Annotated in this window: 27 protein-coding genes; 7 read left to right on the top strand and 20 right to left on the bottom strand. The window is 60.3% G+C overall.

What is annotated here, in order from left to right:
- Nucleotides 1-10 precede the first annotated feature (10 nt).
- The 7 genes from cysA to BVU99_RS08645 all read right to left on the bottom strand — a co-directional run bounded on the left by cysA (nt 11) and on the right by BVU99_RS08645 (nt 6,318).
- Nucleotides 11-1,099 carry a sulfate/thiosulfate ABC transporter ATP-binding protein CysA gene (gene cysA / locus BVU99_RS08615; protein WP_025303786.1) on the bottom strand — a complete coding sequence of 363 codons (1,089 nt, stop codon included), beginning with the start codon at nt 1,097-1,099 and terminating at the stop codon, nt 11-13.
- Nucleotides 1,089-1,964, bottom strand: a complete 876-nt coding sequence (gene cysW, locus BVU99_RS08620) for a sulfate/thiosulfate ABC transporter permease CysW (RefSeq protein ID WP_025303787.1) — start codon at nt 1,962-1,964, stop codon at nt 1,089-1,091. Before cysW ends, cysA begins: the two co-directional genes overlap by 11 nt.
- Complete coding sequence (gene cysT / locus BVU99_RS08625; protein ID WP_025303788.1) at nt 1,964-2,803, bottom strand: sulfate/thiosulfate ABC transporter permease CysT; 840 nt, start codon at nt 2,801-2,803, stop codon at nt 1,964-1,966. The genes cysW and cysT overlap by 1 nt, the downstream gene beginning before the upstream one ends.
- Nucleotides 2,804-3,826 (bottom strand): sulfate ABC transporter substrate-binding protein, encoded by a 1,023-nt coding sequence (locus BVU99_RS08630; RefSeq protein ID WP_049205389.1) that lies wholly within the window; start codon nt 3,824-3,826, stop codon nt 2,804-2,806.
- 201 nt (nt 3,827-4,027) lie between these two features.
- Entirely contained in the window at nt 4,028-4,927 is a 900-nt protein-coding gene (locus BVU99_RS08635) for a Dyp-type peroxidase (RefSeq protein ID WP_004936493.1), read from the bottom strand.
- 182 nt (nt 4,928-5,109) lie between these two features.
- Nucleotides 5,110-5,697 carry an RpoE-regulated lipoprotein gene (locus tag BVU99_RS08640; RefSeq protein WP_004936494.1) on the bottom strand — a complete coding sequence of 196 codons (588 nt, stop codon included), beginning with the start codon at nt 5,695-5,697 and terminating at the stop codon, nt 5,110-5,112.
- Nucleotides 5,698-5,853: 156 nt separating this feature from the next.
- Nucleotides 5,854-6,318 (bottom strand): DUF2919 domain-containing protein, encoded by a 465-nt coding sequence (locus BVU99_RS08645; RefSeq protein ID WP_049294916.1) that lies wholly within the window; start codon nt 6,316-6,318, stop codon nt 5,854-5,856.
- Nucleotides 6,319-6,493: 175 nt separating this feature from the next.
- Between BVU99_RS08645 and BVU99_RS08650 the strand changes: the two genes are divergently transcribed.
- Nucleotides 6,494-6,892 (top strand): YgiW/YdeI family stress tolerance OB fold protein, encoded by a 399-nt coding sequence (locus tag BVU99_RS08650; RefSeq protein ID WP_025303791.1) that lies wholly within the window; start codon nt 6,494-6,496, stop codon nt 6,890-6,892.
- A 42-nt stretch (nt 6,893-6,934) separates the two neighbouring features.
- Here the strand turns inward: BVU99_RS08650 and BVU99_RS08655 are convergent, their stop codons facing one another.
- Entirely contained in the window at nt 6,935-7,360 is a 426-nt protein-coding gene (locus BVU99_RS08655) for a GNAT family acetyltransferase (protein ID WP_004936504.1), read from the bottom strand.
- A gap of 204 nt (nt 7,361-7,564) precedes the next feature.
- Between BVU99_RS08655 and amiA the strand changes: the two genes are divergently transcribed.
- From amiA to BVU99_RS08670, 3 genes are all read left to right on the top strand, one after another.
- Nucleotides 7,565-8,446, top strand: coding sequence for an N-acetylmuramoyl-L-alanine amidase AmiA (gene amiA / locus BVU99_RS08660; protein WP_043140361.1), 882 nt, complete (start codon nt 7,565-7,567; stop codon nt 8,444-8,446).
- A 65-nt stretch (nt 8,447-8,511) separates the two neighbouring features.
- Entirely contained in the window at nt 8,512-9,432 is a 921-nt protein-coding gene (hemF, locus tag BVU99_RS08665; protein WP_089181189.1) for an oxygen-dependent coproporphyrinogen oxidase, read from the top strand.
- Nucleotides 9,432-9,887: a YaiI/YqxD family protein gene (locus BVU99_RS08670; protein WP_025303794.1), complete on the top strand. Its 456-nt coding sequence runs from the start codon at nt 9,432-9,434 to the stop codon at nt 9,885-9,887. The genes hemF and BVU99_RS08670 overlap by 1 nt, the downstream gene beginning before the upstream one ends.
- 22 nt (nt 9,888-9,909) lie before the next feature.
- Here BVU99_RS08670 and BVU99_RS08675 read toward each other — a convergent pair whose 3' ends face one another.
- The 4 genes from BVU99_RS08675 to BVU99_RS08690 all read right to left on the bottom strand — a co-directional run bounded on the left by BVU99_RS08675 (nt 9,910) and on the right by BVU99_RS08690 (nt 16,192).
- Nucleotides 9,910-12,150 carry a TonB-dependent receptor gene (locus BVU99_RS08675; protein WP_099816958.1) on the bottom strand — a complete coding sequence of 747 codons (2,241 nt, stop codon included), beginning with the start codon at nt 12,148-12,150 and terminating at the stop codon, nt 9,910-9,912.
- Between the two features lie 121 nt (nt 12,151-12,271).
- A complete protein-coding gene (locus BVU99_RS08680; protein WP_099816957.1) occupies nt 12,272-14,398 on the bottom strand; it encodes a S9 family peptidase in 2,127 nt (708 codons plus the stop codon).
- A 54-nt stretch (nt 14,399-14,452) separates the two neighbouring features.
- Nucleotides 14,453-15,250 carry a TonB family protein gene (locus tag BVU99_RS08685; protein ID WP_060433815.1) on the bottom strand — a complete coding sequence of 266 codons (798 nt, stop codon included), beginning with the start codon at nt 15,248-15,250 and terminating at the stop codon, nt 14,453-14,455.
- Nucleotides 15,251-15,352: 102 nt separating this feature from the next.
- Nucleotides 15,353-16,192: a ChaN family lipoprotein gene (locus tag BVU99_RS08690; RefSeq protein WP_099816956.1), complete on the bottom strand. Its 840-nt coding sequence runs from the start codon at nt 16,190-16,192 to the stop codon at nt 15,353-15,355.
- A gap of 177 nt (nt 16,193-16,369) precedes the next feature.
- Here BVU99_RS08690 and mmuP point away from each other — a divergent pair, with 177 nt between their 5' ends.
- On the top strand, nt 16,370-17,779 hold the full coding sequence (mmuP, locus tag BVU99_RS08695; RefSeq protein WP_025303799.1) for an S-methylmethionine permease: 1,410 nt from the start codon (nt 16,370-16,372) through the stop codon (nt 17,777-17,779).
- Nucleotides 17,769-18,707: a homocysteine S-methyltransferase gene (gene mmuM, locus BVU99_RS08700; RefSeq protein ID WP_099816955.1), complete on the top strand. Its 939-nt coding sequence runs from the start codon at nt 17,769-17,771 to the stop codon at nt 18,705-18,707. Before mmuP ends, mmuM begins: the two co-directional genes overlap by 11 nt.
- A 9-nt stretch (nt 18,708-18,716) precedes the next feature.
- On the opposite strand, the gene BVU99_RS08705 is transcribed toward mmuM, so the two are convergent.
- The 7 genes from BVU99_RS08705 to BVU99_RS08730 form a co-directional block, all read right to left on the bottom strand.
- Nucleotides 18,717-19,073: a type II toxin-antitoxin system death-on-curing family toxin gene (locus BVU99_RS08705; protein ID WP_025303801.1), complete on the bottom strand. Its 357-nt coding sequence runs from the start codon at nt 19,071-19,073 to the stop codon at nt 18,717-18,719.
- A complete protein-coding gene (locus BVU99_RS08710; protein ID WP_226905689.1) occupies nt 19,070-19,381 on the bottom strand; it encodes a type II toxin-antitoxin system Phd/YefM family antitoxin in 312 nt (103 codons plus the stop codon). The genes BVU99_RS08705 and BVU99_RS08710 overlap by 4 nt, the downstream gene beginning before the upstream one ends.
- Nucleotides 19,382-19,388: 7 nt before the next feature.
- The gene (gene maeB, locus BVU99_RS08715) at nt 19,389-21,668 is read right to left on the bottom strand and encodes an NADP-dependent oxaloacetate-decarboxylating malate dehydrogenase (protein WP_016926766.1); all 2,280 of its coding nucleotides are present in this window, start codon (nt 21,666-21,668) and stop codon (nt 19,389-19,391) included.
- Between the two features lie 215 nt (nt 21,669-21,883).
- Nucleotides 21,884-22,057, bottom strand: coding sequence for a hypothetical protein (locus BVU99_RS25095; protein ID WP_049205380.1), 174 nt, complete (start codon nt 22,055-22,057; stop codon nt 21,884-21,886).
- A complete protein-coding gene (locus tag BVU99_RS08720; protein WP_043140376.1) occupies nt 22,038-22,418 on the bottom strand; it encodes a DUF2570 family protein in 381 nt (126 codons plus the stop codon). The genes BVU99_RS25095 and BVU99_RS08720 overlap by 20 nt, the downstream gene beginning before the upstream one ends.
- Nucleotides 22,415-22,816, bottom strand: a complete 402-nt coding sequence (locus BVU99_RS08725; protein WP_025303803.1) for a M15 family metallopeptidase — start codon at nt 22,814-22,816, stop codon at nt 22,415-22,417. The genes BVU99_RS08720 and BVU99_RS08725 overlap by 4 nt, the downstream gene beginning before the upstream one ends.
- Entirely contained in the window at nt 22,806-23,132 is a 327-nt protein-coding gene (locus BVU99_RS08730) for a phage holin, lambda family (protein WP_004936551.1), read from the bottom strand. The genes BVU99_RS08725 and BVU99_RS08730 overlap by 11 nt, the downstream gene beginning before the upstream one ends.
- A 292-nt stretch (nt 23,133-23,424) precedes the next feature.
- Here BVU99_RS08730 and BVU99_RS08735 point away from each other — a divergent pair, with 292 nt between their 5' ends.
- Nucleotides 23,425-24,924 (top strand): glycosyl hydrolase family 18 protein, encoded by a 1,500-nt coding sequence (locus tag BVU99_RS08735; RefSeq protein ID WP_025303804.1) that lies wholly within the window; start codon nt 23,425-23,427, stop codon nt 24,922-24,924.
- An 85-nt stretch (nt 24,925-25,009) separates the two neighbouring features.
- Here BVU99_RS08735 and BVU99_RS08740 read toward each other — a convergent pair whose 3' ends face one another.
- Nucleotides 25,010-25,951 carry a LysR family transcriptional regulator gene (locus BVU99_RS08740; protein WP_025303805.1) on the bottom strand — a complete coding sequence of 314 codons (942 nt, stop codon included), beginning with the start codon at nt 25,949-25,951 and terminating at the stop codon, nt 25,010-25,012.
- Nucleotides 25,952-26,271 lie beyond the last annotated feature (320 nt).

Consider the following 26,271-nt stretch of genomic DNA (forward strand, 5'->3'; position numbering starts at 1 on the left):
TTAAAACCTATCAGGCGCTTTTGGCTAACGCAACAGGTTGCAGCAGTTGATCGCCGGCATACAGCCGCGCATTGAGGCTGCCGACGTAATAACGGCCGCCGCGCACCGGCGTGGCGTTGCCTTCCGGCAGCACTATGCTTATCGGTTCCTGATGCCAGCCGATCGGCTGCACCGTCAGCTGCCAGAAATGGCCGCGCGGGCTGACTTCCAGCACCTGAACCGGCAGCGGGCAACGTTCGCTGCTTTCGGTCGCCACTTCCATTTCCCACGGGCGCAGGAACAGATCGACGCTGCCCTGGTGCATCGGCTGGAACGACAGCGGCCACTGATGCGCGCCGACGAACAGCTGGGAGCCGCGAATTTCGCCGTTCAGGCGGTTCACTTCCCCCATGAATTCCAGCACGAAGCGGCTGGCCGGCTCGCGCATAATCTCCTCCGGCGAGCCAACCTGTTCGATATTACCCTGGCTCATCACCACGATGCGGTCGGCCACTTCCATCGCCTCTTCCTGATCGTGGGTGACGAATACGCTGGTGAACTTCAGCTCTTCGTGCAGTTGGCGCAGCCAGCGACGCAGCTCTTTACGCACCTGCGCATCCAGCGCGCCAAACGGCTCGTCCAGCAGCAGAATTTGCGGTTCCACCGCCAGGGCGCGCGCCAGCGCCACGCGCTGTTTCTGGCCGCCGGACAGCTGCGACGGGTAGCGATTGGCCAAATGGCCAAGCTGCACCATGTCCAGCAACTGAGTGACTTTCTGTTTGATCGCCGCGGCGTTCGGCCGCTCGCGGCGTGGCAGCACGGTCAGGCCGAAGGCGATGTTGTCGAACACCGTCATGTGGCGGAACAGCGCATAGTGCTGAAACACGAAACCCACGCGCCTGTCGCGTGCATGCATGTGGCTGACGTCGGTGCCGTGGAAGCCCAGCTTGCCGCCGCTCTGGCTTTCCAGCCCGGCGATGATGCGCAGCAGCGTGGTCTTGCCGGAACCGGACGGCCCGAGCAGCGCCACCATCTCGCCGGAAGCAATATCGAGCGAGATATCGTTCAATACCTTGGTGCGACCGAAGTACTTGTTGATGCCGTTAATCTCAATGCTCATGATTTTCCTCCCGCTCGAGACGCGCGTTTTGACGTTCCAGACGCCACTGCAGCGCACTCTTCAAAAATAGGGTAACGATCGCCATCAGGGTCAACAGCGCGGCAGCGGTAAAGGAACCGACGGTGTTGTAATCCTGCTGCAACAGCTCGACCTGCAGCGGCAGACTGTAGGTTTCTCCGCGAATCGAACCGGACACCACCGACACCGCGCCGAACTCGCCGATGGCGCGTGCGTTGGTCAGCACCACGCCATACAGCAGCGCCCAGCGAATATTGGGCAGCGTCACGCGGCGGAACATCTGCCAGCCGGACGCCCCCAGCAGAATGGCGGCCTCGTCTTCCTGGCTGCCCTGGCTGAGCATCATCGGCACCAGCTCGCGCACCACGAAGGGACAGGTGACGAAAATAGTCACCAACACCATGCCCGGCCAGGAGAACATGATCTGGATGTTATGCGCATCCAGCCAGCCGCCCAGCAGGCCGTTGCTGCCGTAAAACAGCAGGTAAATCAGCCCCGCCACCACCGGTGAAACGGCGAACGGGATATCGATCAGCGTCAGCAGCAGCTGGCGGCCGGGGAAGGTGAAACGCGTCACCAGCCACGCCAGCAACGTGCCGAACACCAGGTTAAACGGCACGGTAATCAGCGCGATCAAGACCGTCAGCCAAATGGCGTGCAGCATGTCCGGATCGAGCAAGTTGCTCCACATCGCGCCGAATCCTTTGGAAAAGGCCTCGGCGAAAATCGACATCATCGGCACCACCAGCAGCAGCACCGAGAACAGCGTTCCGATGGCGATCAGCGTCCACTTGCCCCAGTTAACGCGTGGGCGCTCGGCGCCGTTGAAGGCGGAAACATCAGCCATCAGTGCCCTCCTCCCAAACGTCTGCCGAAGCGGCTTTGCAATACGTTAATGCTGAACAGCAGCAGCAGCGACGCCGCCAGGATCACCGAGGCGATGGCGCTGGCCGCCGGGTAATCGAACTCCTGCAAACGCACAAAAATCATCAGCGAGGTCACTTCCGTCTTCCAGGCGATGTTGCCGGCGATGAAAATCACCGCGCCGAACTCGCCCAGGCTACGGGTAAAGGAGATGGCGGTGCCGGCCAGCAGTGCCGGCGCCACCTCGGGCAGCACCACGCGGCGAAAACTCTGCCAGCGCGTGGCGCCCAGCGTCTCGGCCGCCTCTTCGTATTCCGGCCCCAGCTCTTCCAGCACCGGCTGCACGGTGCGCACCACAAACGGCAGGCTGGTGAACGCCATCGCTACCGCGATCCCGAGCCAGGTAAAGGTAACCTTGATGTCGAAGTGCGCCAGCCACTGACCGTACCAGCCGGTGGTAGAAAACAGCCCCGCCAGCGTCAGGCCGGCCACCGCCGTCGGCAGCGCGAACGGCAGATCGATCAGGCCATCCAGCAGCGAACGGCCGGGAAAACGGTAGCGCGTCAGGATCCAGGCCATCAGCATGCCGAACACCGCATTGAACAGGCTGGCAACGCCGGCCGCCAGCAGCGTCACTTTATACGCCGCCACCACCTGCGGGTTGGCTATCACTTCCCAATATTGCGCCAGGCTCATCTGCGCCAGCTGCATCACCAACGCACTGAGCGGCAGCAGCAGGATCAAACAGGTATAAAACAGGCTGCTGCCGAGGCTGAGGCCAAATCCGGGCAGCACCCGCTTACTGGACGACAACGCCAACATTTACTTGCGCCCTGCCGCTAACAGCTGATCCAGCTCGCCGCCGGTGGCGAAATGGGTTTTCATCACCTGCGGCCAGCCGCCAAATTGATCTTCCACCCGGAACAGTTGGGTGTCCGGGAATTGCCCCTTGGCCGCCGCCATCGCTTTCTGGTCATACACGCGGTAGTAGAAGCTGGTGATCACCTGCTGCGCCGCCGGGCTGTAGAGATAGTTCAGATAGGCTTTGGCCGCCTGTTCGGTGCCGTTGCGCTCGACGTTTTTGTCGACCCAGGCCACCGGGAACTCCGCCAGAATATCGACCGGCGGCACGATCACTTCGTACTTGTCTTCACCGTATTGCTTGCGGATGTTGTTCACTTCGGACTCGAAGCTGATCAGCACGTCGCCCAAACCGCGCTCGACGAAGGTGGTGGTCGCGCCGCGGCCGCCGGTATCGAACACCAGCACGTTCTTCAGGAAACGGGTCATGAAGGCACGGGTCTTGGCCGCATCATTGCCGTCGGCCTGGCTGGCGGCGCCCCAGGCGGCCAGATAGGTGTAACGGCCGTTGCCGGAGGTTTTCGGGTTCGGGAACACCAGTTTCACGTCGTCACGCACCAGATCGTTCCAGGTGTGGATGCCCTTCGGGTTGTCCTTGCGCACCAGAAACGCCATGGTGGAATAGAACGGCGAGCTGTTGTTCGGCAGGCGCGACTGCCAGTCCGCCGGGATCAGCTGCCCGCGATCGTGCAGGATCTGTACGTCGGTGACCTGGTTGTAAGTCACCACGTCAGCACGCAGGCCCTGCAGGATCGCCAGCGCCTGCTTCGACGAGCCGGCGTGCGATTGTTTGATGGTCAGCTTGTCGTTCGGATGCTGTTGATTCCACTGCTGTTCAAAGCCGGGATTCAGCGCGACGAACAATTCACGGGAAACGTCATAAGAGCTGTTCAGCAATTCCGCCGCCGACGCGGCGCCGCTCGCCAACAGCGCAGCCGCCAGCCAACCTTTCAGCACGAGATTTTTAACCCGGTTTTGTTTCATTCTGCACCTTATCACTGAGTCATTCCTTCAGGCTTTCGCCTTATTGACGACCAGTGTATTTATAACTCGGTGCGGAGCTGTAACGCTTTTATATACCGTTTGGTGATTTACAAGCATCAAACGCTATAAGGCAGGGAATGCGAGGCGTTTTCGGGACGGAAAAACGGGCCGAAGCCAGGTGCACCGGCTTCGGCAACGGCGTCAAAGTGACAGCAGGCGCGTTAGCGATGGCGCAAAGTAGTAGCTGCCGGTGACCGCACGGCTGAAACGCAGCATCGCGTCGCGTTTGCCGTCCAGATCGCCGAACATGCTTAGCAGCTGCTGCTCGATATTGTGCAGGCGCGCGCAATAGGCAATGAAGAACAGGCCGTGCTTGCCGCTAGCGGTGCCGTAAGGCAAGCTCTGGCGCAGAATTTTCAGGCCCTTGCCATTCTCTTTCAGATCGACGCGGCTGACATGGGAGGTATCCGGGCGCTGATCCGCAGGCAGTTCTTCGCTGTCGTGCTTGGTGCGGCCGATGATCTGCTCCTGCTGCTCGGTGGTAAAGCGCTGCCACTGGCGCAGGTTGTGCTCGTAACGTTGCACCAGCACGTAGCTGCCGCCTGCGTCCTCTTCGCCTTCGGCGATCGTCGCCACTGCCGGGCGCTGATCGCCCTGCGGGTTTTCGGTGCCGTCGATGAAGCCGCTCAGATCGCGCTCTTCCACCCAACGGAAACCGTGGGTTTCCTCTTCAATCTTGATGACGTTGCCGAACGCCGCCAGCGCGGCCTGCGCCAGCGTGAAGTTGACGTCGTGACGCAGCGACTGGATGTGGATCAGCATATCGCGTTGGGTGGCCGGCGCCAGCCCTTTGCCGAGCGGCGTGAACGGCTTCAGCTCTTTCGCCCCCTGGCCGCTGGAGAGATCGTGCCAAACGTCGTAGCCGAAAGCGATCACCGCGCCAAGGCGCGCATCGGGGAACTGCTGCTGCAGCTCGCTCAGCGTCTGACAAAACTGCTTGCAGCCCTGGCGCAAGTCGGCGAATTCGCCCTGTACGCTGGCTTCCATAAAAATGGCGAAACGGCAGTGCTCCAGCAAAATGCCGCTCTGAACCTGTGTCATGTTGTTATCCTCGATACCAGAATCCGGCAACAGGTAAGGTATGGCGGTTGACGCGCGGGTTCCCTGTTACAAACGCGCGCTATCATACCGCAAGCACGGGCGATTGCCTTGCAGCAGCGCAAAGAAAATAGGGGTAATGGCTTGAAAAGGCAGGCGCCGTGAACCGGCGCCCGTTGAACGCATTACTGCTGCGGCTTGGCGTGCCAGATGATTTTGCTGACCGTCCAACTTTTCAGGGTGTCGTCCGGCGGAATGATATCCTGCGCCCCGGCCCACTTGCCGCTGAAGATGTAGGTGACGTACTTGCTCTGCTCCGCCACGCACTCCACTTTACCGGCGTCTTCGCCGCTGCCCGGTTTACAGGAGCCGAACGCCTTGCTGTACATGTCGCCGAACGGCGTGCCGAGCTTGTTGCCCCACTCCGTCGCCACTTTCGGATCCAGCACGTCCACCCGCTGCAGGCGCCCCTTCGGTTCGCCGGTGATCACCAGCTTCACCTCGTCGCCGGACAGCGCCTGGTAGTAAGAGACGATCTGGCCGTTGTTGGTCGCCATGCCGCCGCGCAGACGGTAGTTGCCGTCCAGCCCGTCGTTGATGGCGCTTTCCGACATCGGCGTGCCGGCGTTGAGCTTGCCGACGCCCTTGGCGCCGACCTCCAGGCTGCTGCCGAACCAGTTGAACGGCGACAGGCTGGACCAGGAGAAATTGGACATGCTCGAACAGCCGGTCAATAACAGCGGAAGCCCTAACAGCAGGGGGCGAATATTCATCTCTAGCTCCTTAAACATCAATGGCACGGGGCGGTAACCCGCCCCTGCCGCACTCGGCGTTTTGCTGCGTGCCAGCCTCTCACAACGGCCCGCACTACGCCAACGGTTGCCAGCTTGGAGTGCGGAAAATGCGAAAAGTGCCGCACTTCTCGGCAATTAGTCGGCGTGCTCCACCGGCGCGAAACAGGCTTTCAGACGCGCATTCAACAGCAGATAGCTCAGCGCGAGCGCATCGAGCAGCGCCAGCGTCAGTTCCAGCCCCGGCGCATCGCCGTCCTGGCGCCACAGGCTGAACAACGCGCCGCAGAGCGACGCCAGCACGGAGATAACCAGCCCCCAGCGCCAGCCGCGCCACAGCCGCGGCCATTGATGGCGACGGCCGCTCAGCAAAAACGCCAGCGCTGCCGGCAAGCCGAGCAACATGCCGTACCAAAAACGTTGGGTATCCGGATAAAACAGCGCCAGCAAGCTTTCGCCCTGTTCACGCGAAACGCCGGCCATCACGAACAGCAGCCAGGTGCGCGCCTGCAGAATCAGCACGGCCCAAAATCCCAGCGGCAGTCGCAGCGCGCCGTGCTGGTCGTAATCGTCCGGGGAAAACCGGGGTGAGAATGGCTTCAACGATCGTTCCTTGCCAACAGAATAAAGACTATGGCTACAGATGGGCGCCGGCGATGGGAATTTCAATATGTCGGCTTAAGAAGCTCTTAAGATCGGCGTGTTTTAATGCTTATCACTAAGCAAGCAACCCGATATCAGCGGGATGTGATTTTCGATAACAATAAGGAAGCGCAACATGAAAAAACTGACTCTGGCCGCTCTGATCGCGCTGTGCAGCGCACCGGTACTGGCGCAACAAGGCGGGTTCCTCGATCCGGCCGCGCCGCAGGCCCAAACGCAAACCACCGCACAAGGTGGTTTCGCCGGCCCCAGCGCAGCGCTGACCACCGTGGACAAGGTGAAATCGCTGAGCGACGACACCTGGGTGATGCTGCAGGGCAACATCGAGCAGCGCATCGGCGACGAAACCTATACTTTCCGCGACGCCACCGGCACCCTGACGGTCGATATCGATCGCAAACGCTGGAACGGCCAAACCGTTACGCCGAAAGACAAGGTGCAGTTGGAAGGCAAAGTGGATAAAGACTGGAACAGCCTCGAAGTGGACGTGAAAACCGTCAAAAAGCTGCCGTAATGCACTGCGTCGGGCGGTGCAACACCGCCGCCCGACGCGCGATCAATATTCCTGATCTTCGATCAGCCGCTTGCCCAGGCTGGTGATGCCCTGGATCTCGTAGCCGAGCTTCTCGTACATCTCGACCACCGTGTCGTTGTCTTCGCGCACCATAATCTGGATCTTCGGGCAGCCACGGGCGATCAGCTTCTTCTCCAGACGATTGATCAACGCATTGGCGATGCCGCGTCCGCGATAGTCGGGATGCACCCCGAGGTAATACGCCGAGCCGCGGTGGCCGTCATAGCCGCCCATCACCGAACCGACCACTTCGCCGCCGACTTCCGCCACCAGGAACAGCTCAGGATCGTGGTTCAGCTTGCGCTCGATGTCCATTTCCGGATCGTTCCAGGGCCGCAGCAGATCGCAGCGCTCCCACAGGGTAATGACTTCTTCAAAGTCGTCTTGTCGAAATACGCGAATTTCCATCGATGTTGGCCGCTGTTAATTAAGGTGTTTATCTGATTATCGCGTGATTATTCACTTACGCAATATCAAACTGCGATTTACCGCGCTATTTACCCGGAAATCGCCGGTAACAGGCGTAATAAATGGAAATAGTTATCGGGTCGATTAATGATTATCAATACGATATAACGTCGCAAAATAGAAACGTCGATGGAGCGTTGCGTAATGAAAAAGCAGGGTAAACAATTCCTCAATTTTAAGCCGCTTGCCGTTTCCCCGACGCGACGCCAACTTTTGCTTTCCGGCCTGGCGGTCGCGCTGTTCGGCGTGAAAAGCCACAGCGCCAAGGCGGAAGGCATGCTGCGCAATCAGCACAGCAAACCGGCGGCGAAACCGGCCGGCGGCAAAAAGCGGGTGATGATCGATCCTGGCCACGGCGGCATTGACTCGGGCGCGGTCGGCCACGAAGGTTCGCAGGAAAAACACATCGTGCTGGAAATCGCCAACCACGTGCGCCGTTTTCTGCATGAGCATGACCACGTCGAGGCGCGCCTGACGCGCGAAGAAGACGAGTTCATTCCGCTGTTCCAGCGGGTGGAGATCGCCCACCAGCACCAGGCCGATCTGTTCATTTCGATTCACGCCGACGGTTTTACCAGCCCGTCGGCCTCCGGCGCTTCGGTGTTCGCCCTCTCCAACCGCGGCGCCAGCAGCGCCATGGCGCGCTACCTGTCCAACCGTGAAAACGCCGCCGACGACGTGGCGGGCGGCAAGTACAAGGATCAGGACAACTACCTGCAGCAGGTGCTGTTCGATCTGGTGCAAACCGACACCATCAACAACAGCCTGACGCTCGGCCGCCACGTGCTCGGCCAAATTCGCCCGGTGCACCATCTGCACAGCGACAGCACCGAACAGGCGGCGTTCGCGGTGTTGAAATCCCCGTCCATTCCCTCGGTGCTGGTGGAAACCTCGTTCATCACCAACCCGAACGAAGAGCGGCTGCTGGGCACCACCGCGTTTCGCGAGAAAATCGCCCGCGCCATCGCGGACGGCATCGTCAACTTCTTCGACTACTTCGACGCCCACCAGCGCAAACCCCGCTGATGCCGCGGGCGGCGAATAAGAGTATACTCAGCGCCTTGTTCAGCCAGACGCTATAAAGACCCCGCATGAGTTTACCTAACATCGCTGAAGTAAAATCCTTCCTGCTGGCGCTGCAGGATCATATCTGCGTGCAGCTCGCCCAGGCCGACGGCGGCGCCGTGTTCACCGAAGACCAATGGACGCGTGAAGAAGGCGGCGGTGGCCGCAGCCGCGTGTTGACCAACGGCGCGGTGTTTGAACAGGCGGGGGTTAACTTCTCGCACGTCTCCGGCGCCACCCTGCCGGCCTCGGCCACCGCGCACCGTCCGGAACTGGCCGGGCGCAGCTTCCAGGCGATGGGCGTCTCGTTGGTTATCCATCCGCTCAGCCCTTACGTGCCCACCAGCCACGCCAACGTGCGTTTCTTCATCGCCGAAAAACCGGGCGAAGCGCCGGTGTGGTGGTTCGGCGGCGGCTTTGATCTGACGCCGTTCTACGGCTTCGAAGAGGATGCCGTGCACTGGCACCGCACCGCGGCCGATCTGTGCGCGCCGTTCGGCGACGAGGTCTACCCGAAATATAAACAGTGGTGCGACGATTACTTCTTCATCAAGCACCGCAACGAAGCACGCGGCATCGGCGGCCTGTTCTACGACGATCTGAACACCCCGGACTTCGACCACTGCTTCGCCTTCACCCGCGCGGTGGGCCAGGGCTTCCTCGACGCCTACCTGCCGATCGTCGAAAAACGTAAGGCCTTGACCTGGGGCGAGCGCGAGCGCCAGTTCCAGCTGTACCGCCGCGGCCGCTACGTGGAGTTCAACCTGGTGTGGGATCGCGGCACGCTGTTCGGGCTGCAAACCGGCGGGCGCACCGAGTCCATTCTGATGTCGATGCCGCCGCTGGTGCGTTGGGAGTATAACTACCAGCCGGAAGGCGACAGCCCGGAAGCGGCGCTGGAGCGCGATTTCCTGCCGGTGCGCGACTGGCTGCAGGAGGCGAAATGATGCAGGTTTGGGTCGATGCAGACGCCTGTCCGAACGTAATCAAAGAGGTACTGTTCCGCGCCGCCGATCGTACCGCCATCACCGTGACGCTGGTGGCGAACCAACCGCTGCGCACGCCGCCGTCGAAGTACATCCGTTCGCTGCAGGTGGCGGCCGGCTTCGACGTGGCCGACAACGAGATCGTGCGCCGCTGCGAAGCGGGCGATCTGGTGATCACCGCCGACATTCCGCTGGCGGCGGAGGTGATAGAGAAAGGCGCGGTGGCGCTGAACCCGCGCGGCGAACGCTATACGCCGGACACCATTCGCGAGCGCCTCAACATGCGCGATTTTATGGATACCCTGCGCGCCAGCGGCATTCAGACCGGCGGCCCGAACGCCCTGAACCAGCGCGACCGCCAGCAGTTCGCCAACGAGCTGGACAAATGGCTACTGCAGGCGAAACGGGCGCAGTGACTGCGCCCTGTTCTGCTGCGGTTTAGAAGCGCACCTCCCCGCCGAAGATATAAGTCCGCCCACGGGCGGTGTTGGTCGGCGTGAAGTCCTGCGACTGCGAAGGCAGCGAGTTCATCTTGTTCAGCGCGTCCGAGTAGTCTTTGTCCATCAGGTTTTGCACGCTGAGCTTCAGCAACAGATTACGATTCACCTGATAGGTGCCGTACAGATCGATAATGGTCGGAATATGCGGCGCCGGCTCCTTCATCAACTGTTCGTTTTCATCGCGAATGGAATCAGGCGACAGGCGCACCGCTTTGCCGGTGTATTTCACCACCCCGCCCAGCGTCAACGTCTCGTCCAGCAGGCGCACCCCGCTGTCAAGCGTGAAGTAGAACTCCGGCAGTTCGCTGACATCGCCCGCGCCGAATTCGTTGCTGGCCTGGTTGGTCGGCTGGGAGGTATGCTCCTTGCTTAACGACAGCTTGGTGAAGGCGAAACCGGCGTCGTACAGCGCTTCAAGCTCCACCCCGCGCATTTTGACCGGTTCGGGGGCGTTGCTGTACATGGTCATGCTGACGTTGACGTCCGCGTCATCCCACTCTTCCTGCGTCGCCTGCGAACGGTTGCACTTCTGGCGATTTTTACACACCAGGTAGGATTGGCTGGAAATGTAGTTTTTGATTCTTGTTTCGAAATAGACCGCTTTCAGCTGGAAACTGTCCTGCTTGAACAACAGATCGTGAGCATTGGCGTTGAACCCGCCCTGCCAGGTCTCCGCTTTTTCGCCCTTCAGGAACGGGTTCATCGACTGGCCGCCGCTGTTGGCGAAGAACACCTCCTGGATATTCGGCCCGCGCATCGACTTGCTGTAGCTGACGAACGGCTGCAGCCACGGCGTCACCTGCGCCGACAGCATGACCGACGGATTGAAACCCTGTTCATTGCGAGTGATATTGCTGGCCCCCTGCGGGAAGCACTCTACACGTTCGTCACAGGCCGGCTTATAGCCGGAGAGGCGATAGGCGGTGTAGTTCAGATCGAAATTCCCCTGCCAGATGCCGTAGTTGGCCTGCAACCCGCTGTACAGGCTGGAGATATCTTGTTTGCCGGCAATGCCCACCGGCATGCTTTCCGCCTGATTGTCATCCGTCACCAAGCCAGAGGCCTTTTTCTTATACTCGTTGCGCACCAGCTTGCCGCCGTAGCTGAAGGCGAAATCGACGTCCTGCAGGCTGAAACGGCTGGTGTTGTTGATATCCAGCGCATCGGAGATGTTTTTCGCTGTGCTGTCGCTGAACCCCGCCATGTTGTCGGACATGAACTTTTGCTCGCCGCGGCTGGTACTGGCGGTCAAGTTGAAATCGATCAGTTCCGAGAACGGCGCGTAGTGGTATTTGAGGTAGAAATCGTCGCTGTCGATGTGCCGGCGGGTGATTTTATTCTGGTAGCTGCGCGCCGACAGTTCGATGCTGTTGAAGGCATCCGGCTTGATGTCCACCTTGAACAGCTGGGATTTCGGGTTCTGGCGGTAGGTTTTATCGACGTTGAACATCTCGCTGTCGAAACCGGCGCCGTTTTTGTAGTTGGAGGTGATGGAACTGCCGCTGATCGCCGCCATCGCCCCCAGGCTGCCGCCGTCGGCAAAGGCGGCGGTTTTGGCGCCCACGGCGATCATGCCGCTGCGGCCGATGCCGTTATTGCCCACCGAGAATTTGGTGCGCACGCCGAACGGGTTGTCGGAAAACACCACATCGTCCACGCCGATGGTGCGGAAATTGGCGCTGCCCGCCAGGGCATTCACCCCAGCGGATCCGGTGGCGTTGCCGCGCGCCACGTCGACGCCGACGATAAAGTTAGGATCGATCAGCGCCCCGAACTGGCTGGTGGGCAATCCCCCATGCGCTGCATCGCTCGGCGAATTGCCGTAGTAGTTTTGCGTGATGCCGTCGACCATGGTGTTGACCCGGCCGAAACCGCTCAGGCCGCGAATATTGACGCTGACCGATCCCTGGCCGGGATCGATCTGGGTATAGGTGCCCGGCATGCTGCGCAGAATGCTGTCCACCGACTCCAGATTTTTGTTTTCATCGCGCGAGCTGAACGCGCCCGGCCGAGCCAACGCCTCTTTTTCGCTGCTCTTGCCGCTGTCGGCGGCCGAGACGTTGAGCGGGCTGAACGCCACACTGCCTTTATTATTTTCCGCCTGTTCCTGCGCGGCCGCAGCCGGCCCGTACAGCGCCAGTCCCGCGCCGATCAGGCTCGCTATCATTTTGATTTTCATATATCCCCAGAAATAGCCAATAAGGTTTGATGGCCGACAATGCCCAGCAAAAAGCCCGCCGAAAGCGCGGTAAAAGGTTGTTATTGTTTTATTGCGCCGCAGCGTGCTGCGGCGCTAAAGGTTATTTCTGCGCCTGCCGGTCCGCCGACAGAATAAAGGCGTACTCCAGCGCGCCGTTTTCCAGCCGCGCCAGGCGGCCCGATTTGCCGCCGTGGCCGGCGGTCATGTCGGTGGAGAGCAGCAGCAGCGAATCGCCCTGCTTGAAACGCCGCAGCTTCGCCACCCATTTGGCCGGCTCCCAATACTGCACCTGCGAGTCGTACAGACCGCTGGTGACCAGCAGGTTCGGGTAATGCTGCCGGCGCACGTTGTCGTACGGGCTGTAGGATTTCATCAGCGCATAGGCGGCCGGCTGGTGCGGGTTGCCCCACTCCTCGTACTCGCCGGTAGTCAGCGGAATGCTGTCGTCCAGCATGGTAGTCACCACGTCGACGAACGGCACCTGCGCCACCACCGCGTTGTACAGCTGCGGCGCCTGATTGATCACCGCCCCCATCAGCAAGCCGCCGGCGCTGCCGCCCATGGCGTAGATGCGCCCCGGTTGGCCGTAGCCGTCTTTGATCAGCGCCTGGGTGGCGTCGATGAAGTCGTTGAAACTGTTCGGTTTGTGCGTCAGCTTACCCTGTTTGTACCAGCTCTGCCCCAGCTCGCCGCCGCCGCGCACGTGGATCAGCGCATAGACGAAGCCGCGATCCAGCAGGCTGATGCGGTTGGCGCTGAACGCCGGATCCATGCTCATGCCGTAAGCGCCATAGCCGTACACCAGCAGCGGGTTATGCCCGTTTTTGAACAGCGATGTGCGGTACACCAGCGAGACAGGCACCTTCACGCCATCGCGCGCCGTGACCCAGATACGCTCGCTGTGATACAGGCTGGGATCGACGCCTTTCACCTCCTGCTGCTTCAGCAGGGTGCGCTCGCCCTTATTCAGATCCCACTCATAGGTGCGGGTCGGCGTGGTCATCGCCGAATAGCCGTAGCGCAAGCGATTGCTGTCCGGCTCCGGGTTATAGCCCAGCCAGGCCATGTAGCTGGCGTCGTCGAACGGGATGGCGCGCTCGGTTTTGCCGTCCCAGCTGATTTGCCGCAGCTGCACCAGCCCGTTGGCGCGCTCCTGCACCACCAGCCAGTCGCGGAACAGGCTGAAGCTTTCCACCTCGTGCTGCGCCTGCGGTGCGATCAGCGTCTGCCACGGTTTGCCCGCCGCCGCCGTGCGGTACAGGCCGAAGTTCGGATCCTGATGGTTGGAACGCAGGTAGAACTCGCCGCGGTAGTGATCGAGGTAATACTCGCGGCCGTTCTGCCGGGCAGCGAACAGCTGCGGCTCGCGCTGCGGCTGGTTGGCGTCGATCAGGCGCACTTCGGAGGTGGTGTTGCCGCTGATGGTCAGAATCAGGTAATCGCGCGAGGACGAGCGGCCGAGGCTGAGGTAGAACGCCGGATCGTTCTCCTGGTACACTAGCTTATCTTCCGCCGTCGGCGTCCCGTACCGATGCCGGTAGACCTGGTACGGCAACAGCGTTTGCGGGTGGTTGCGCACGTAGAACAGGGTTTGGTTGTCGTTGGCCCACACCATATTGCCGGAGGTGTTTTCCAGCGTTTCCGGCGACCAACGCTCACTGTCTATCTCGCGCAGGGAGATGCGGTATTGGCGACGGCCCTGCAGATCTTCGGCTACCGCCAGGCGGCGGTTGTCCAGGCTGACGTCCATCGCCCCCAGGCGGTAATAGGCGTGGCCGGCCGCGCGCTGATTGGCGTCCAGCAAGGTTTGCCACGGCGCGTCGGCGGTGAGCGCCTGGCGATGATACAGTGCGAAATCTTTACCGGCGGCGTAGCTTTCCTGGTAGCGATAGCCGTTGAGCTGATACGGCACCGAACGATCGTCAGGGCTCATGCGGCCCAGCATCTCCTGATACAGCGTGGCGCGCAGCTTCTGGTACGGCGCCATCATCTGCTCGGTATAACGGTTCTCCGCCTTCAGGTAGTCCAGCACCTTCGGTTCTTTTCGGCTGTCGTCGCGCAGCCAGTAGTAATCGTCGGTGCGCGTCTCGCCGTGGGCCGTCAGCGCTTTCGGCGCGCGTTCCGCCAACGGCGGCTGCGGTTGCGCTAACGCACCGCCGGCGACGCCTAAATAAAGCCAAAGCGCGGCCGCGATGCGACGGCGCGAGGTAGATAACAGCGGATTCATAATCCCTCACGAAGTTTGAAGAGGCGCACGACGACGATGCGGCGCCTGCGGGCATTAACGGCGGGCATTCAGCTCCGCCAGATTGAAATCGATCGGCATCGTCACTTTGACGGCTCCCTGCTGCAGCATCTCCGGCGGCGGCGGCGGCAACGGCTGGGCGCGCGACACCACCGCCACCGCTTCCCGATCCAGCGACGCGGTGCCGGAACGCACCTGCAGCACGACGTTCGAGACCCGTCCCTGCGCGTCAACGCTGAAACTGACCTGCGGCATGCCGCTGCGCCGGCGGCTGCGGGCATCCAAAGGGTAATCCTTGATGCGGTTCAGTTTGCCTTTTACCAGGCTCTCCCACGACAGTTTGGCCTGCGCATTGCTGTTGGCGTCGCTGTTGATCGGGGCGGCGGTCTGGTGGGAGATCGTCTGCGCCTGCGGCGCGGCGGCGCTGGACGCGGCGGCATTGCGCGTCTCTTTGGCCTGTTCTTGCGGCTTCGGCTGCGCTTTTTGCGGGGGACGGTGTTCAGCGCGCTTCTTCTGCGCCGTCACGATTTTTGCTTTATCGGCGCGCGCCAGCTTGGGCAGATCCGGCTGTTGCTGCTGCTCCGCGGGCTGCGCCGCGGCGGATTCCGCCTGCTGCACGCCCAGCGGCAGCGGCTTGCTTTCCGGCGCTTCAATCTGCGCCGCCCAGCTCATCATCACCGCCGGCGGCGGCAGTACCACCGGCTCCAGCGCCGTCTGCGGCCAGTAAAACAGCAGCACCAACGCCGCGTGCGCCGCCAGGGCGAGCAGCAGGCCGCGCGCCCAGCGCGGCTGCGGCAGTTCAAAGGCCGGGAGGGAGTAAGACTGACTTAACATAGGGGCATTAGCTTGCTTAATTGCGAATGATTGCAGATCACATTTACTAATGATAATCATTTGCAACTATAATTAACACCCCTTTTCACTCTCTTAACGTATTCATTTCACTGATGGTGTGATCCACAGGTAGTCTGCGGTGTTCGCATCGACCTGTACGCCCGGTTCCGCCAGCATCAGCACCGTCGGCACCGCCGCCGGTTGCAGATCCCGCACGTGCAGCGGCACGCCCACCGATTTGGCGGCGTGATAACCACCGGCGATCAACAACGCGGGCATGGGCGCCGCCAGCAGACGTTCCGCCATGCGCCGATCGCGCTGCTGCTGGATCGCCAGCATCGCGTGCAGCTGATCGGCCTCAATCTGGCCGCCGTGCGAAGTGCGGATGGTCTCTTCCAGCGCCTTGCGCACCGCCGGCTGCGCCGATAGCTGCCCCGCCGGGAACTGCGGCTGCTGATAGAACGCCGTAATCTCGCTGCGATCCAGGTTGGCCGACCACAGCGGGTAAGGCGCGCGCATCGCCGCCATCGTCACCCCGCCATACAGCTCCCACTTCCAGCCCGGCTGCCAGGCGATCAGCTCCGCTACGCGGCCGTCACGCACCGTGGGATCGCTCTGCAGCCACTGTTTGACCTTGTCGACCTGCGCCTGCTGGTTCGGGTTGATCATCTCCATCAGCACGCTGCCCTGCGGCCGCCTTTGCGGCAGCTGCTGCACCAGCCATTGCTCAATCTGATGGTGGTAAGGATTGTCATGCTTTTCCCCCAGGATCACCCGCGGCTGCTGCGCCAATCGCGTCAACAGCTGCTCCGGCGTCAGGGTCGCGCCGCTGTGCAGATCGGTAATGTTACCCAGCTTGTCGATGTTGCCGGCCGACGTTTTCACCGGCGTTTGGCTGCAGGCGCCGAGCGCCAACGCCGCCAATAAAATCAGATATCTCATCATGTTGCCCCATTATCGAAAATGGCGACATTATAGATAATAATTATCATTTGCATATAGATTTGGCTTAACGATTTTTTTACGCGGCGATCGCCGGCTGCGCATTGCGTTGAAAAAGCATTGCGGGTATAACCAATAGCCATTCAGATATTTAGACGTCTATACGGATAGATTATTATGCAACCATCGGCACCCGCCGCAGGACAGTTCAAACGCAGCATGAAGGCCCGGCACCTGGTGATGCTGTCGCTGGGCGGCGTGATCGGCACCGGGCTGTTTTTCAACACCGGCTACATCATCTCCACCACCGGCGCGCTCGGCACGCTGCTGGCCTACCTGATCGGCGCGCTGGTGGTGTATCTGGTGATGCTGTGCCTGGGCGAACTGTCGGTGGCGATGCCGGAAACCGGCGCCTTTCACGTCTATGCTTCGCGCTATCTGGGGCCGGCCACCGGCTATGCCGTCGCCTGGCTGTATTGGCTCACCTGGACGGTGGCGCTCGGCTCCAGCCTCACCGCCGCCGGATTCTGCATGCAGTACTGGTTCCCGCAGTCGCCGGTGTGGCTGTGGTGCCTGATCTTCTGCGCGGCCATTTTCCTGCTTAACGTGGTGACCACCCGCTTTTTCGCCGAAAGCGAATTCTGGTTTTCGCTGATCAAAGTGGTGACCATTCTGGCGTTCATCATACTGGGCGGTGCCGCCATGTTCGGTCTTCTGCCGATGAAAGACGGCACGCCGGCGCCGTTCCTGCATAACCTGACCGCTTCCGGCTGGCTGCCGCACGGCACGCTGCCGATCCTGATGACCATGGTGGCGGTGAACTTCGCTTTCTCCGGCACGGAGCTGATCGGCATTGCCGCCGGTGAAACCGAGAACCCGGAAAAAGTCGTACCGCTGGCGATCCGTACCACGGTGATCCGCCTGATGCTGTTCTTTATCGGCACGGTCTTCGTGCTGGCGGCGTTGATCCCGATGGATCAGGCGGGGATCGTCAAAAGCCCGTTCGTGTTGGTGTTTGAACGCATCGGCGTGCCTTACGCGGCCGATATCTTCAACTTCGTGATCCTGACCGCCATCCTGTCGGCGGCCAACTCCGGCCTGTACGCCTCGGGGCGCATGCTGTGGTCGCTGGCCCACCAGCGCACCCTGCCGGCCTACTTTGCGCGCGTCAATGCGCGTGGCATTCCGATCAACGCCCTGACCTTCAGCATGCTCGGCGGCGTGCTGGCGCTGTTGACCAGCGTGATCGCGCCGGACACGGTGTTTGTTGCCCTGTCGGCGATCTCCGGTTTTGCGGTGGTGGCGGTGTGGCTGAGCATCTGCGCGGCCCACTATGCTTTCCGCCGCGCCTACCTGCGCAGCGGCCAGCCGATAAGCGGCTTGAAATACCGCGCGCCTGGCTACCCGCTGACGCCGATCCTCGGCTTTGCGCTGTGCCTGCTGGCCTGCATCGGGCTGGCGTTCGATCCGGAGCAGCGCATCGCGCTCTACTGCGGGCTGCCGTTCGTCGCCCTGTGCTACCTCACCTATTTCCTGACCCGGCGCGCCGGGCAAAAAAACGCTTTGGGAGAACAACATGTCGGTTAACAACCCTGTCGCCCGCCTGCTGGCCGAACACCCCACGCTGATCCTGGACGGCGCGCTGGCCACCGAGCTGGAAGCGCGCGGCTGCGATCTGACCGATCCGCTGTGGTCGGCCAAGGTGCTGATTGAAAATCCCGAGCTTATCTATCAGATACACCTCGATTATTTCAACGCCGGCGCCCAGTGCGCCATCACCGCCAGCTATCAGGCCACGCCGCAGGGCTTCTTGCGCCGCGGCCTGGATCAGGATCAATCGCTGGCGTTGATCGCCAAAAGCGTGCAGCTGGCGCAACGCGCGCGCCGCGATTATCTGGCCGCGCACCCGCAGGCGGCGCCGCTGCTGATCGCCGGTTCGGTGGGCCCGTACGGCGCCTATCTGGCCGACGGCTCGGAATACCGCGGCGACTACCGGCTGGCGCAGGATGACATGATTGCCTTCCACCGGCCGCGCCTCGCAGCCCTGGCCGCCGCCGGCGTCGATCTGCTGGCCTGCGAAACGCTGCCGTCGTTCACCGAACTGCAGGCGCTGCTGACGCTGCTGCAGGAGTTCCCGACGCTCGGCGCCTGGTTCGCCTTCACCCTTCGCGACAGCCAACATCTCAGCGACGGCACGCCGCTGACGGAGGTCCTGTCCGCGCTGCGCGGCAATCCGCAGGTACTGGCGATCGGCATCAACTGCATCGCGCTGGACAAGGTCGCCCCGGCGCTGCGCCAACTGGGCGCGCTGGCCGACAAACCGCTGCTGGTTTATCCGAACTCCGGCGAGCACTACGATGCGGTGAGCAAAACCTGGCACGCCTGCGGCGGCGAGCACGGCAGCCTGGTCGATCAGGCGGCGGAGTGGCGCGCGCTCGGCGCACAATTGATCGGCGGCTGTTGCCGCACCACCCCGCAGGATATTCGCGCCATCGCCGCGCGCTGCAAGAAATGAGCAGGGGGGTTATTCGGTTAGCCGGCGTAAGTGTTCAGCGGCTTGTTCAACGTTGAGGCGGCCTTGAGCTGCTTCAACCGTAATTTCGACCAGTTCTGCGTCTTCCCGCAGTGCAATGCCATTAATACCGAGAAATAGCGCCATGCTTTGGAAGGCCGTACGTTTGTTGCCATCAAGAAAAATGTGACCGTGGCTGATGGCGATGAGATAGAGCGCGGCCAAGCGGTAAACGTCTGTGACGTTCTCGTAGTGGTAAGCATTGAGCACGCGGTTGGCTACAGCCTCAACTTTGCTGCCTTCCTGGCGGCCGTGAGGCACAATTTCAGCATTGAACTCCGCAATATCCTCTGCGGTCAAAAAGATCATCTATTCGCCAGCGCCTTAATCGTATCCGCGTGTTTAGCCTGAATGCGCGCTTTCACTTTGGCTTTGACCAAAACCTCATAGTCGGCCTTACTGATGATGTAAACCTCATCGTGTCCGCGGCGCGTCACTTCCACCGGCTGTTTTTGCGCTTCCAAAAGCACCTCGGCCAAATTGTTTCTCGCCGCCGTGTAGCTAATCGTAGTCATTTTCTTTACCTGTACATGTACATATTTGACGATTATTTGTACCACGTCCACTGGAAATAAAAAAGCCCCCGGCGCCAACAGCGCAGGGGGCCAGTCACTCAACCCGGGCTTACAGTGGTTCGGTCTGGGCTTCCACTACCGCCAGCGCCACCATGTTGACGATGCGGCGCACCGAGGCGATCGGCGTCAGGATGTGCACCGGCTTGGCGACCCCCATCAGCACCGGTCCGACGGTCACCCCTTCCGAGCAGGAGACGCGCAGCAGGTTGTAGCTGATGCGCGCCGCTTCCATGTTCGGCATGATCAGCAGGTTGGCTGAGCCTTTCAGCGGGCTGTCCGGCATCAAATCGTGACGGATGCTTTCCACCAGCGCGGCGTCGCCGTGCATTTCGCCGTCGATCTCCAGCTCCGGCGCCAGCTCATTCACCAGCTCCAACGTTTTACGCATCTTGCGCGCCGCCGGGCAATCAGACGAACCGAAGCTGGAGTGAGACAGCAGCGCCACCTTAGGTTCGATGCCGAAGCGGCGCACGGTTTCCGCCGCCATCAGGGTGATCTCCGCCAGCTGTTCCGGCGTTGGATCGTCGTTGACGTAGGTGTCGGCGATGAAAGTGTTGCCGCTCGGCAGCAGCAGCGCGTTCATCGCGCCGGCGACGTGCGCGCCTTCACGGAAGCCGAACACGTTCTTCACCACGTCGTAATGCTCGTGGTAGCTGCCGATGGTGCCGCAGATCATCGCATCCGCTTCGCCGCGGTGCAGCATGATGGCGGCGATCAGCGTCGGGTTGCCGATCACCGCGCGGCGCGCCTGTTCCTGCGAAACGCCGCGGCGTTTCATGATCTGGTAGTACTCTCCCCAGTATTCGTTGAAGCGCGGGTCCGACTCGTTGTTCACCACTTCGAAATCTTTACCCGGCGTCAGCTGCAGACCCAGCTTTTTCAGGCGCATCTCGATCACGCTCGGGCGGCCGACCAGGATCGGGAAAGCCAGCCCCTGCGACACCAGCTCTTGCGTGGCGTGCAGCACGCGCTCTTCCTCGCCTTCCGCCAGCACCACCCGCTTCACCTCTTTGCGCGCCTGCGAGAAGATCGGCTTCATGAACAGGTTGGTTTTGTAGACGAACTCCGCCAGCTTCTCGACGTAGGCGTCGAAGTCTTCGATCGGGCGCGTCGCCACGCCGGAATCCATCGCCGCCTTGGCCACCGCCGGCGCGATCTTGACGATCAGGCGCGGATCGAACGGTTTCGGAATGATGTATTCCGGGCCGAAGGAGAGATCCTGGTCATCATAGGCGGAAGCCACCACGTCGCTCTGCTCCGCCAGCGCCAGATCGGCGATGGCATGCACGCAGGCCAGTTTCATCTCTTCGTTGATAGTGGTGGCGCCCACGTCCAGCGCGCCGCGGAAAATGAACGGGAAGCACAGGACGTTGTTCACCTGGTTCGGGTAGTCGGAACGGCCGGTACAGATGATGGCGTCCGGGCGCACCGCTTTGGCCAGCGGCGGCAGAATTTCCGGTTCCGGGTTGGCCAGCGCCATGATCAGCGGATCGCGCGCCATGGTTTTCACCATATCCTGCGTCAGGACGCCCGGGCCGGAGCAGCCGAGGAAGATGTCGGCGTTCGGGATGGCGTCGCCCAGCGTGCGCTGGCCGTTATCCTCGATGGCATAGGCGGCTTTGGTCTGCTCCATGTTGGCGTCGCGGCCTTTATAGATGACGCCTTTGGAATCGCAGACGGTGATGTTCTGTTGACGCAGCCCCAGCGCCACCAGCAGGTTCAGACAGGCGATAGAGGCCGCACCGGCGCCGGACACCACCAGCCGTACGTCGGAGATGTTCTTCTTCACCACGCGCAGGCCGTTGAGCACCGCCGCAGTGGTGATGATCGCCGTGCCGTGCTGGTCGTCGTGGAACACCGGGATCTTCATGCGCTCACGCAGTTTCTGTTCGATGTAGAAACACTCCGGCGCCTTGATGTCTTCCAGGTTGATACCGCCGAAGGTCGGTTCCAGCGCGGCAATAATGTCGATTAATTTGTCAGGGTTATGCTCATCCACTTCGATATCAAATACGTCGATACCGGAAAACTTCTTGAACAAAACGCCCTTGCCCTCCATCACCGGCTTACCGGCCAACGCGCCGATATTGCCCAGACCCAGTACCGCCGTGCCGTTGGAAATCACCGCCACCAGGTTGCCGCGCGCGGTGTATTTGTAGGCCGCCAGCGGATCTTCGGCGATCTCGAGGCAAGGCGCGGCGACGCCCGGCGAATAGGCCAGCGCCAGATCGCGCTGGGTCGCCAACGGTTTGGTAGGGGAAACCTGGATCTTCCCTGGGACAGGAAACTGATGGAAATCAAGGGCACTCTGTTTGAGCTGTTCGTCCATTATGGATTCCTTTGTTTTTTGCTTTTATGTTGAGGTAAGGCTTTGAGGCTGCGCCCTGCCGTGGGCCATGGCGCCCAAGTACAATGACAGGGCACAGCCTTGAAGTATAGTGAGAGAAACATCACAAACTTTGAAGCGCGCCATAACCTTGGTCGAAATTCCGTTTTAAAAGTAAAAAAAAGAAGGTCTGCGGGACGAGCAAAGAAACGCCGCCGTCAGCGCGGCGGCAGCATGGCGCGCCAGGCGTTGAGCGTATCCACCTGGCCGGCGCAAATGTGTAACGAGGTTTGTAACGCCAGGGCATAGCTTACCGCATCGCCCCAGGTCTTCCCCTGCAACTGCGGCTGCTCACAGGGAGCGAATACCGATTCAGGGGGCAACAGCGGCACGGCCTGCGGCGCCGGCGGCCGGGCGCAGGAGCTCAAACACAGCGCCAGGCAGAGGCTGAGCGGCGCAGGGATCGTTTTTAATCGCTTCACGGTATTTCCTCTGATAAGCCTCGTGTTGTTGGCGTAGCTGCTGTTCCTGCCGCTGCTGCGCCGCCATCAGCGCACGGTTTTGCGCATCCTGAGTCTGCAGGGTGGCGATCAGCCCCGCCTGCTGCGCCAGGCTTTTTTGCAGTTCCTCCGCCTGCTGGCGCACAGACGCCAACTGGTGCGACAGCAGCGAGCTGTAGCCGCCGAGGCAGATAGCCGCCAGCAACAGCAGCAGCAACCCGCCCTGCATCAGTTTTTGCAGCCAACCGCTCATGCCGGGTAGTCCCGGAACGTCAGCTGGAAGTGCGGACCATCCTTGAGGGTTTTCCATTCGCCGCCCCATTCGACGATGATGCCGCATTCACGCGCCGCGCGCCGCACCGCCACCGCAATCTGCGCGTAGTAATCCCACTCCCAGGAGACCACACCCGCCGGCATCGCCACCACATCCACCGCGTGACCGGTCAGATGGCGGCTGCGCAGCGTTTGGCTGCTGCCGGCGCGCACCATTTCCCGCTGGCGCGCCATACTGCGCAGCCCCTCGCTGACGGAAAACGGCACCAGGGAATAACGCAGCGCCAGACGAATAACGCGCACCAGATCCGGGTGCACGCCGCGCAGGTTTTCTTCGCTGCGGGCAGTAAAGCGAATCTCTTCGATGTCATTTAACATTTTTAAACCCCGTCTTTTTGCCGATGAATTTTTTAATTAAGGCGTTGATGTAATCCGCCCCCATAAAACCAATCAGTACGCTGGCCAAATTCGCCCACTTTAATTCCAGGCCCATCAACGCCAGCGCATCGCGCACCGTCCAGGCCAATAACGCGCACATCGCCGCATTCAATAAACGGCGCCGAATACCCACGTTGCGATAGGCACCGTGCAATAGCGCCATCACGCCGGCCAGAATGGCGTTCAATACCGGCTGAAGATATTCACATACTCGCTGGACTATTAAGCCAACAGCGTCAGGCTCTATGCTGGACATAGCTCATCTCCTTTTTTATTTTTAATTAAATGCCAATCACGGCCGGTGGGACATCGGATATTCAGAATCTAATTAAGGATGCTATTACAAAGCAAATGAATAAATACAGCCCCTATGGTCGAATTCATTCATGCTGAGCGCTGGCACAACTCATCAGCGCCAATTTGTGCAGCAGTGAATAAAAATTCATTGTCATTGTGATTTATTTCGACTGTTATTTCCGCGAAAAATAAACATTAATGGCAACGGGAAATATTTCCCCATCGAAAAACATCCACTCTGGAGAAATGCCATGTCCACACGTAAAGCGGTTATTGGGTATTATTTTATTCCGACCAACCAAATCAATAATTACACCGAGACCGATACGTCTGTCGTGCCGTTCCCGGTTTCCAACATCACGCCGGCCAAAGCCAAACAGCTGACGCACATCAACTTCTCGTTCCTGGATATCAACAGCAATCTGGAATGCGCCTGGGATCCGGCCACCAACGACGCCAAGGCGCGCGATGTGGTCAATCGTCTGACCGCGCTCAAAGCGCACAACCCCAGCCTGCGCATCATGTTCTCCATCGGCGGCTGGTACTACTCCAACGATTTGGGCGTATCGCACGCCAACTACGTCAACGCGGTGAAGACCCCGGCGTCGCGCACCAAGTTTGCCCAATCCTGCGTGCGCATCATGAAGGATTACGGCTTCGACGGCGTGGACATCGACTGGGAGTATCCGCAGGCGGCGGAAGTAGACGGTTTCATCGCCGCGCTGCAGGAGATCCGCACCCTGCTGAACCAGCAAACCGTCACCGACGGCCGCCAGGCGCTGCCGTATCAATTGACCATCGCCGGCGCCGGCGGCGCTTTCTTCCTGTCGCGCTATTACAGCAAGCTGGCGCAGATCGTCGCGCCGCTCGATTACATTAACCTGATGACCTACGATCTGGCCGGCCCTTGGGAGAAGGTAACCAACCACCAGGCGGCGCTGTTCGGCGACGCGGCCGGGCCGACCTTCTACAACGCGCTGCGCGAAGCCAATCTGGGCTGGAGCTGGGAAGAGCTGACCCGCGCCTTCCCCAGCCCGTTCAGCCTGACGGTCGACGCTGCGGTGCAGCAACACCTGATGATGGAAGGCGTGCCGAGCGCCAAAATCGTGATGGGCGTCCCCTTCTACGGCCGCGCCTTCAAGGGCGTCAGCGGCAGCAACGGCGGCCAGTACAGCAGCCACAGCACGCCGGGTGAAGATCCGTATCCGAATACCGATTACTGGCTGGTGGGTTGCGAAGAGTGCGTACGCGACAAGGATCCGCGTATCGCTTCCTATCGCCAGCTGGAGCAGATGCTGCTGGGCAACTACGGCTATCAGCGGCTGTGGAACGACAAGACCAAAACCCCTTACCTGTATCATGCGCAGAAAGGGCTGTTCGTCACCTATGACGATGCCGAGAGCTTCAAATACAAAGCGAAATACATCAAGCAGCAGCAGCTGGGCGGCGTGATGTTCTGGCATCTGGGGCAAGACAACCGCAACGGCGATCTGCTGGCCGCACTGGATCGCTATTTCAACGCCGCGGACTACGACGACAGCCAGCTAGATATGGGCACCGGGCTGCGCTACACCGGCGTCGGCCCCGGTAACCTGCCGATCATGACCGCGCCGGCCTACGTGCCGGGCACCACTTACGCGCAGGGGGCACTGGTGTCCTATCAGGGTTACGTCTGGCAGACCAAGTGGGGTTACATCACCTCGGCGCCCGGCTCAGACAGCGCCTGGCTGAAGGTGGGCCGCGTGGCGTAAGCCGTAAAAAAACCCCGTAGCCGAATGCTGCGGGGTTTTCATTGAGTTAACCGTTTGATTTTCGCGTCCCTTCGTCTCTATTCCATCAGTTGTGGCACCACGGATAGCCGCCATCCCGTACCACTTCGCGGCCCATCAGGCTGTAGACATCGCTTTTGCGCGTCAGCCGCTCATGCCACCAGTTAAACCCGGCGCCCTTGCTGGCCGGGTGCCACGCCAGCCAAATCATTTCGTCGCCCTTTTGCATTTCCACCGGCACCGTCACCAGTTCGCCGCTAGCCAATTCCTTTTCGATCAAAGCAGGCGGCAGAAAAGCGTGGCCGATGCCGCGTTTGAGCAGCGCCAGGTTGCTTTCCACGTCGCATACCACCAACTGACGCTGCAAGGGCAGCGTGCCGTGATTGCGCTTGGGCAGCTCGTGGCTGCTGTCGGCGATCACCACCACGATGTCGTTCAACCGCTGTTTCTTACACACCGGTTTTCTCTGCGCCGCGAACGGGTGCGAAGGCGACACGCATAGCACAAAGTTGAGCTTGCCGAGCATCAGGGTTTTGGCCTGTACACTGTCGGGAATTTGGCCGATGGCGATGATCAGATCCGCCCGGTTGTTCTTCAGCGCATCCCAGGTACCGTTCAACGCTTCCCGCTGCACCGAGATACTGGCGTTCGGGCAATGCTGAATATAGTCGCGGATATCCTGCGTCAGGGTTTCCAACGGGAAGAAGGTGTCTACCGCCAAGCGGATATTATTGTCCAGCTTGGGGATGTTGCGCACCCGGCTTTCCAGATCCTGCACCGCATTTAATATCCAGCTGCCCTCCTGCAGGAGAAACTCCCCTTCATCCGTCAGGGTAATCATGGGGCCATTGCGATGAAAAAGTTTCACGCAGAGTTTGCTTTCAATATTGGAAACCCGATAAGAAATCGCCGAAGGCGTTTTATGCAGTGCCTCCGCCGCCATAGAGAAAGATCCGGTGCTCTTGATGGTGCTGATTATTTTAATCGCGTCCAGGGATAATCTAGTCATACAAATTCCTCTTTAAAATAAAATAAGAAAAATGACACTAAATTCCCAAGGTGGTGGCGCACAAAAATCGATCAAATCGAACAAGGGTACTCATAGCAACAAGCAATATACTTCATAAATGAGAGCGCTATCTTAAATACTATTCATCACGACCTGATATAAAATTCATCATAGCGCCCTACTTTTACACAGCGACAGTTAAATAAATTCAGCCTAACGATCAAAGATCGTCATCATAATAATTTTCGTTAATAGCCGTTAAAACATTCCGCTCTATCGCATGACCAGAATGATAAAAATAAAACAAGCCGACAAGAAGG

The sequence above is a fragment of the Serratia sp. OLAL2 genome, assembly GCF_002752475.1.
Taxonomy (GTDB): Bacteria; Pseudomonadota; Gammaproteobacteria; order Enterobacterales; family Enterobacteriaceae; genus Serratia; species Serratia bockelmannii.

Bases quoted from the DNA above. Each gene is read 5' to 3' on its own strand.
- cysA (WP_025303786.1), bottom strand. From the start codon at position 1,099: ATGAGCATTGAGATTAACGGCATCAACAAGTACTTCGGTCGCACCAAG.
- cysW (WP_025303787.1), bottom strand. From the start codon at position 1,964: ATGGCTGATGTTTCCGCCTTCAACGGCGCCGAGCGCCCACGCGTTAAC.
- cysT (WP_025303788.1), bottom strand. From the start codon at position 2,803: ATGTTGGCGTTGTCGTCCAGTAAGCGGGTGCTGCCCGGATTTGGCCTC.
- BVU99_RS08630 (WP_049205389.1), bottom strand. From the start codon at position 3,826: ATGAAACAAAACCGGGTTAAAAATCTCGTGCTGAAAGGTTGGCTGGCG.
- BVU99_RS08635 (WP_004936493.1), bottom strand. From the start codon at position 4,927: ATGACACAGGTTCAGAGCGGCATTTTGCTGGAGCACTGCCGTTTCGCC.
- BVU99_RS08640 (WP_004936494.1), bottom strand. From the start codon at position 5,697: ATGAATATTCGCCCCCTGCTGTTAGGGCTTCCGCTGTTATTGACCGGC.
- BVU99_RS08650 (WP_025303791.1), top strand. From the start codon at position 6,494: ATGAAAAAACTGACTCTGGCCGCTCTGATCGCGCTGTGCAGCGCACCG.
- BVU99_RS08655 (WP_004936504.1), bottom strand. From the start codon at position 7,360: ATGGAAATTCGCGTATTTCGACAAGACGACTTTGAAGAAGTCATTACC.
- amiA (WP_043140361.1), top strand. From the start codon at position 7,565: ATGAAAAAGCAGGGTAAACAATTCCTCAATTTTAAGCCGCTTGCCGTT.
- hemF (WP_089181189.1), top strand. From the start codon at position 8,512: ATGAGTTTACCTAACATCGCTGAAGTAAAATCCTTCCTGCTGGCGCTG.
- BVU99_RS08670 (WP_025303794.1), top strand. From the start codon at position 9,432: ATGCAGGTTTGGGTCGATGCAGACGCCTGTCCGAACGTAATCAAAGAG.
- BVU99_RS08675 (WP_099816958.1), bottom strand. From the start codon at position 12,150: ATGAAAATCAAAATGATAGCGAGCCTGATCGGCGCGGGACTGGCGCTG.
- BVU99_RS08680 (WP_099816957.1), bottom strand. From the start codon at position 14,398: ATGAATCCGCTGTTATCTACCTCGCGCCGTCGCATCGCGGCCGCGCTT.
- BVU99_RS08685 (WP_060433815.1), bottom strand. From the start codon at position 15,250: ATGTTAAGTCAGTCTTACTCCCTCCCGGCCTTTGAACTGCCGCAGCCG.
- BVU99_RS08690 (WP_099816956.1), bottom strand. From the start codon at position 16,192: ATGAGATATCTGATTTTATTGGCGGCGTTGGCGCTCGGCGCCTGCAGC.
- mmuP (WP_025303799.1), top strand. From the start codon at position 16,370: ATGCAACCATCGGCACCCGCCGCAGGACAGTTCAAACGCAGCATGAAG.
- mmuM (WP_099816955.1), top strand. From the start codon at position 17,769: ATGTCGGTTAACAACCCTGTCGCCCGCCTGCTGGCCGAACACCCCACG.
- BVU99_RS08705 (WP_025303801.1), bottom strand. From the start codon at position 19,073: ATGATCTTTTTGACCGCAGAGGATATTGCGGAGTTCAATGCTGAAATT.
- maeB (WP_016926766.1), bottom strand. From the start codon at position 21,668: ATGGACGAACAGCTCAAACAGAGTGCCCTTGATTTCCATCAGTTTCCT.
- BVU99_RS08720 (WP_043140376.1), bottom strand. From the start codon at position 22,418: ATGAGCGGTTGGCTGCAAAAACTGATGCAGGGCGGGTTGCTGCTGCTG.
- BVU99_RS08725 (WP_025303803.1), bottom strand. From the start codon at position 22,816: ATGTTAAATGACATCGAAGAGATTCGCTTTACTGCCCGCAGCGAAGAA.
- BVU99_RS08730 (WP_004936551.1), bottom strand. From the start codon at position 23,132: ATGTCCAGCATAGAGCCTGACGCTGTTGGCTTAATAGTCCAGCGAGTA.
- BVU99_RS08735 (WP_025303804.1), top strand. From the start codon at position 23,425: ATGTCCACACGTAAAGCGGTTATTGGGTATTATTTTATTCCGACCAAC.
- BVU99_RS08740 (WP_025303805.1), bottom strand. From the start codon at position 25,951: ATGACTAGATTATCCCTGGACGCGATTAAAATAATCAGCACCATCAAG.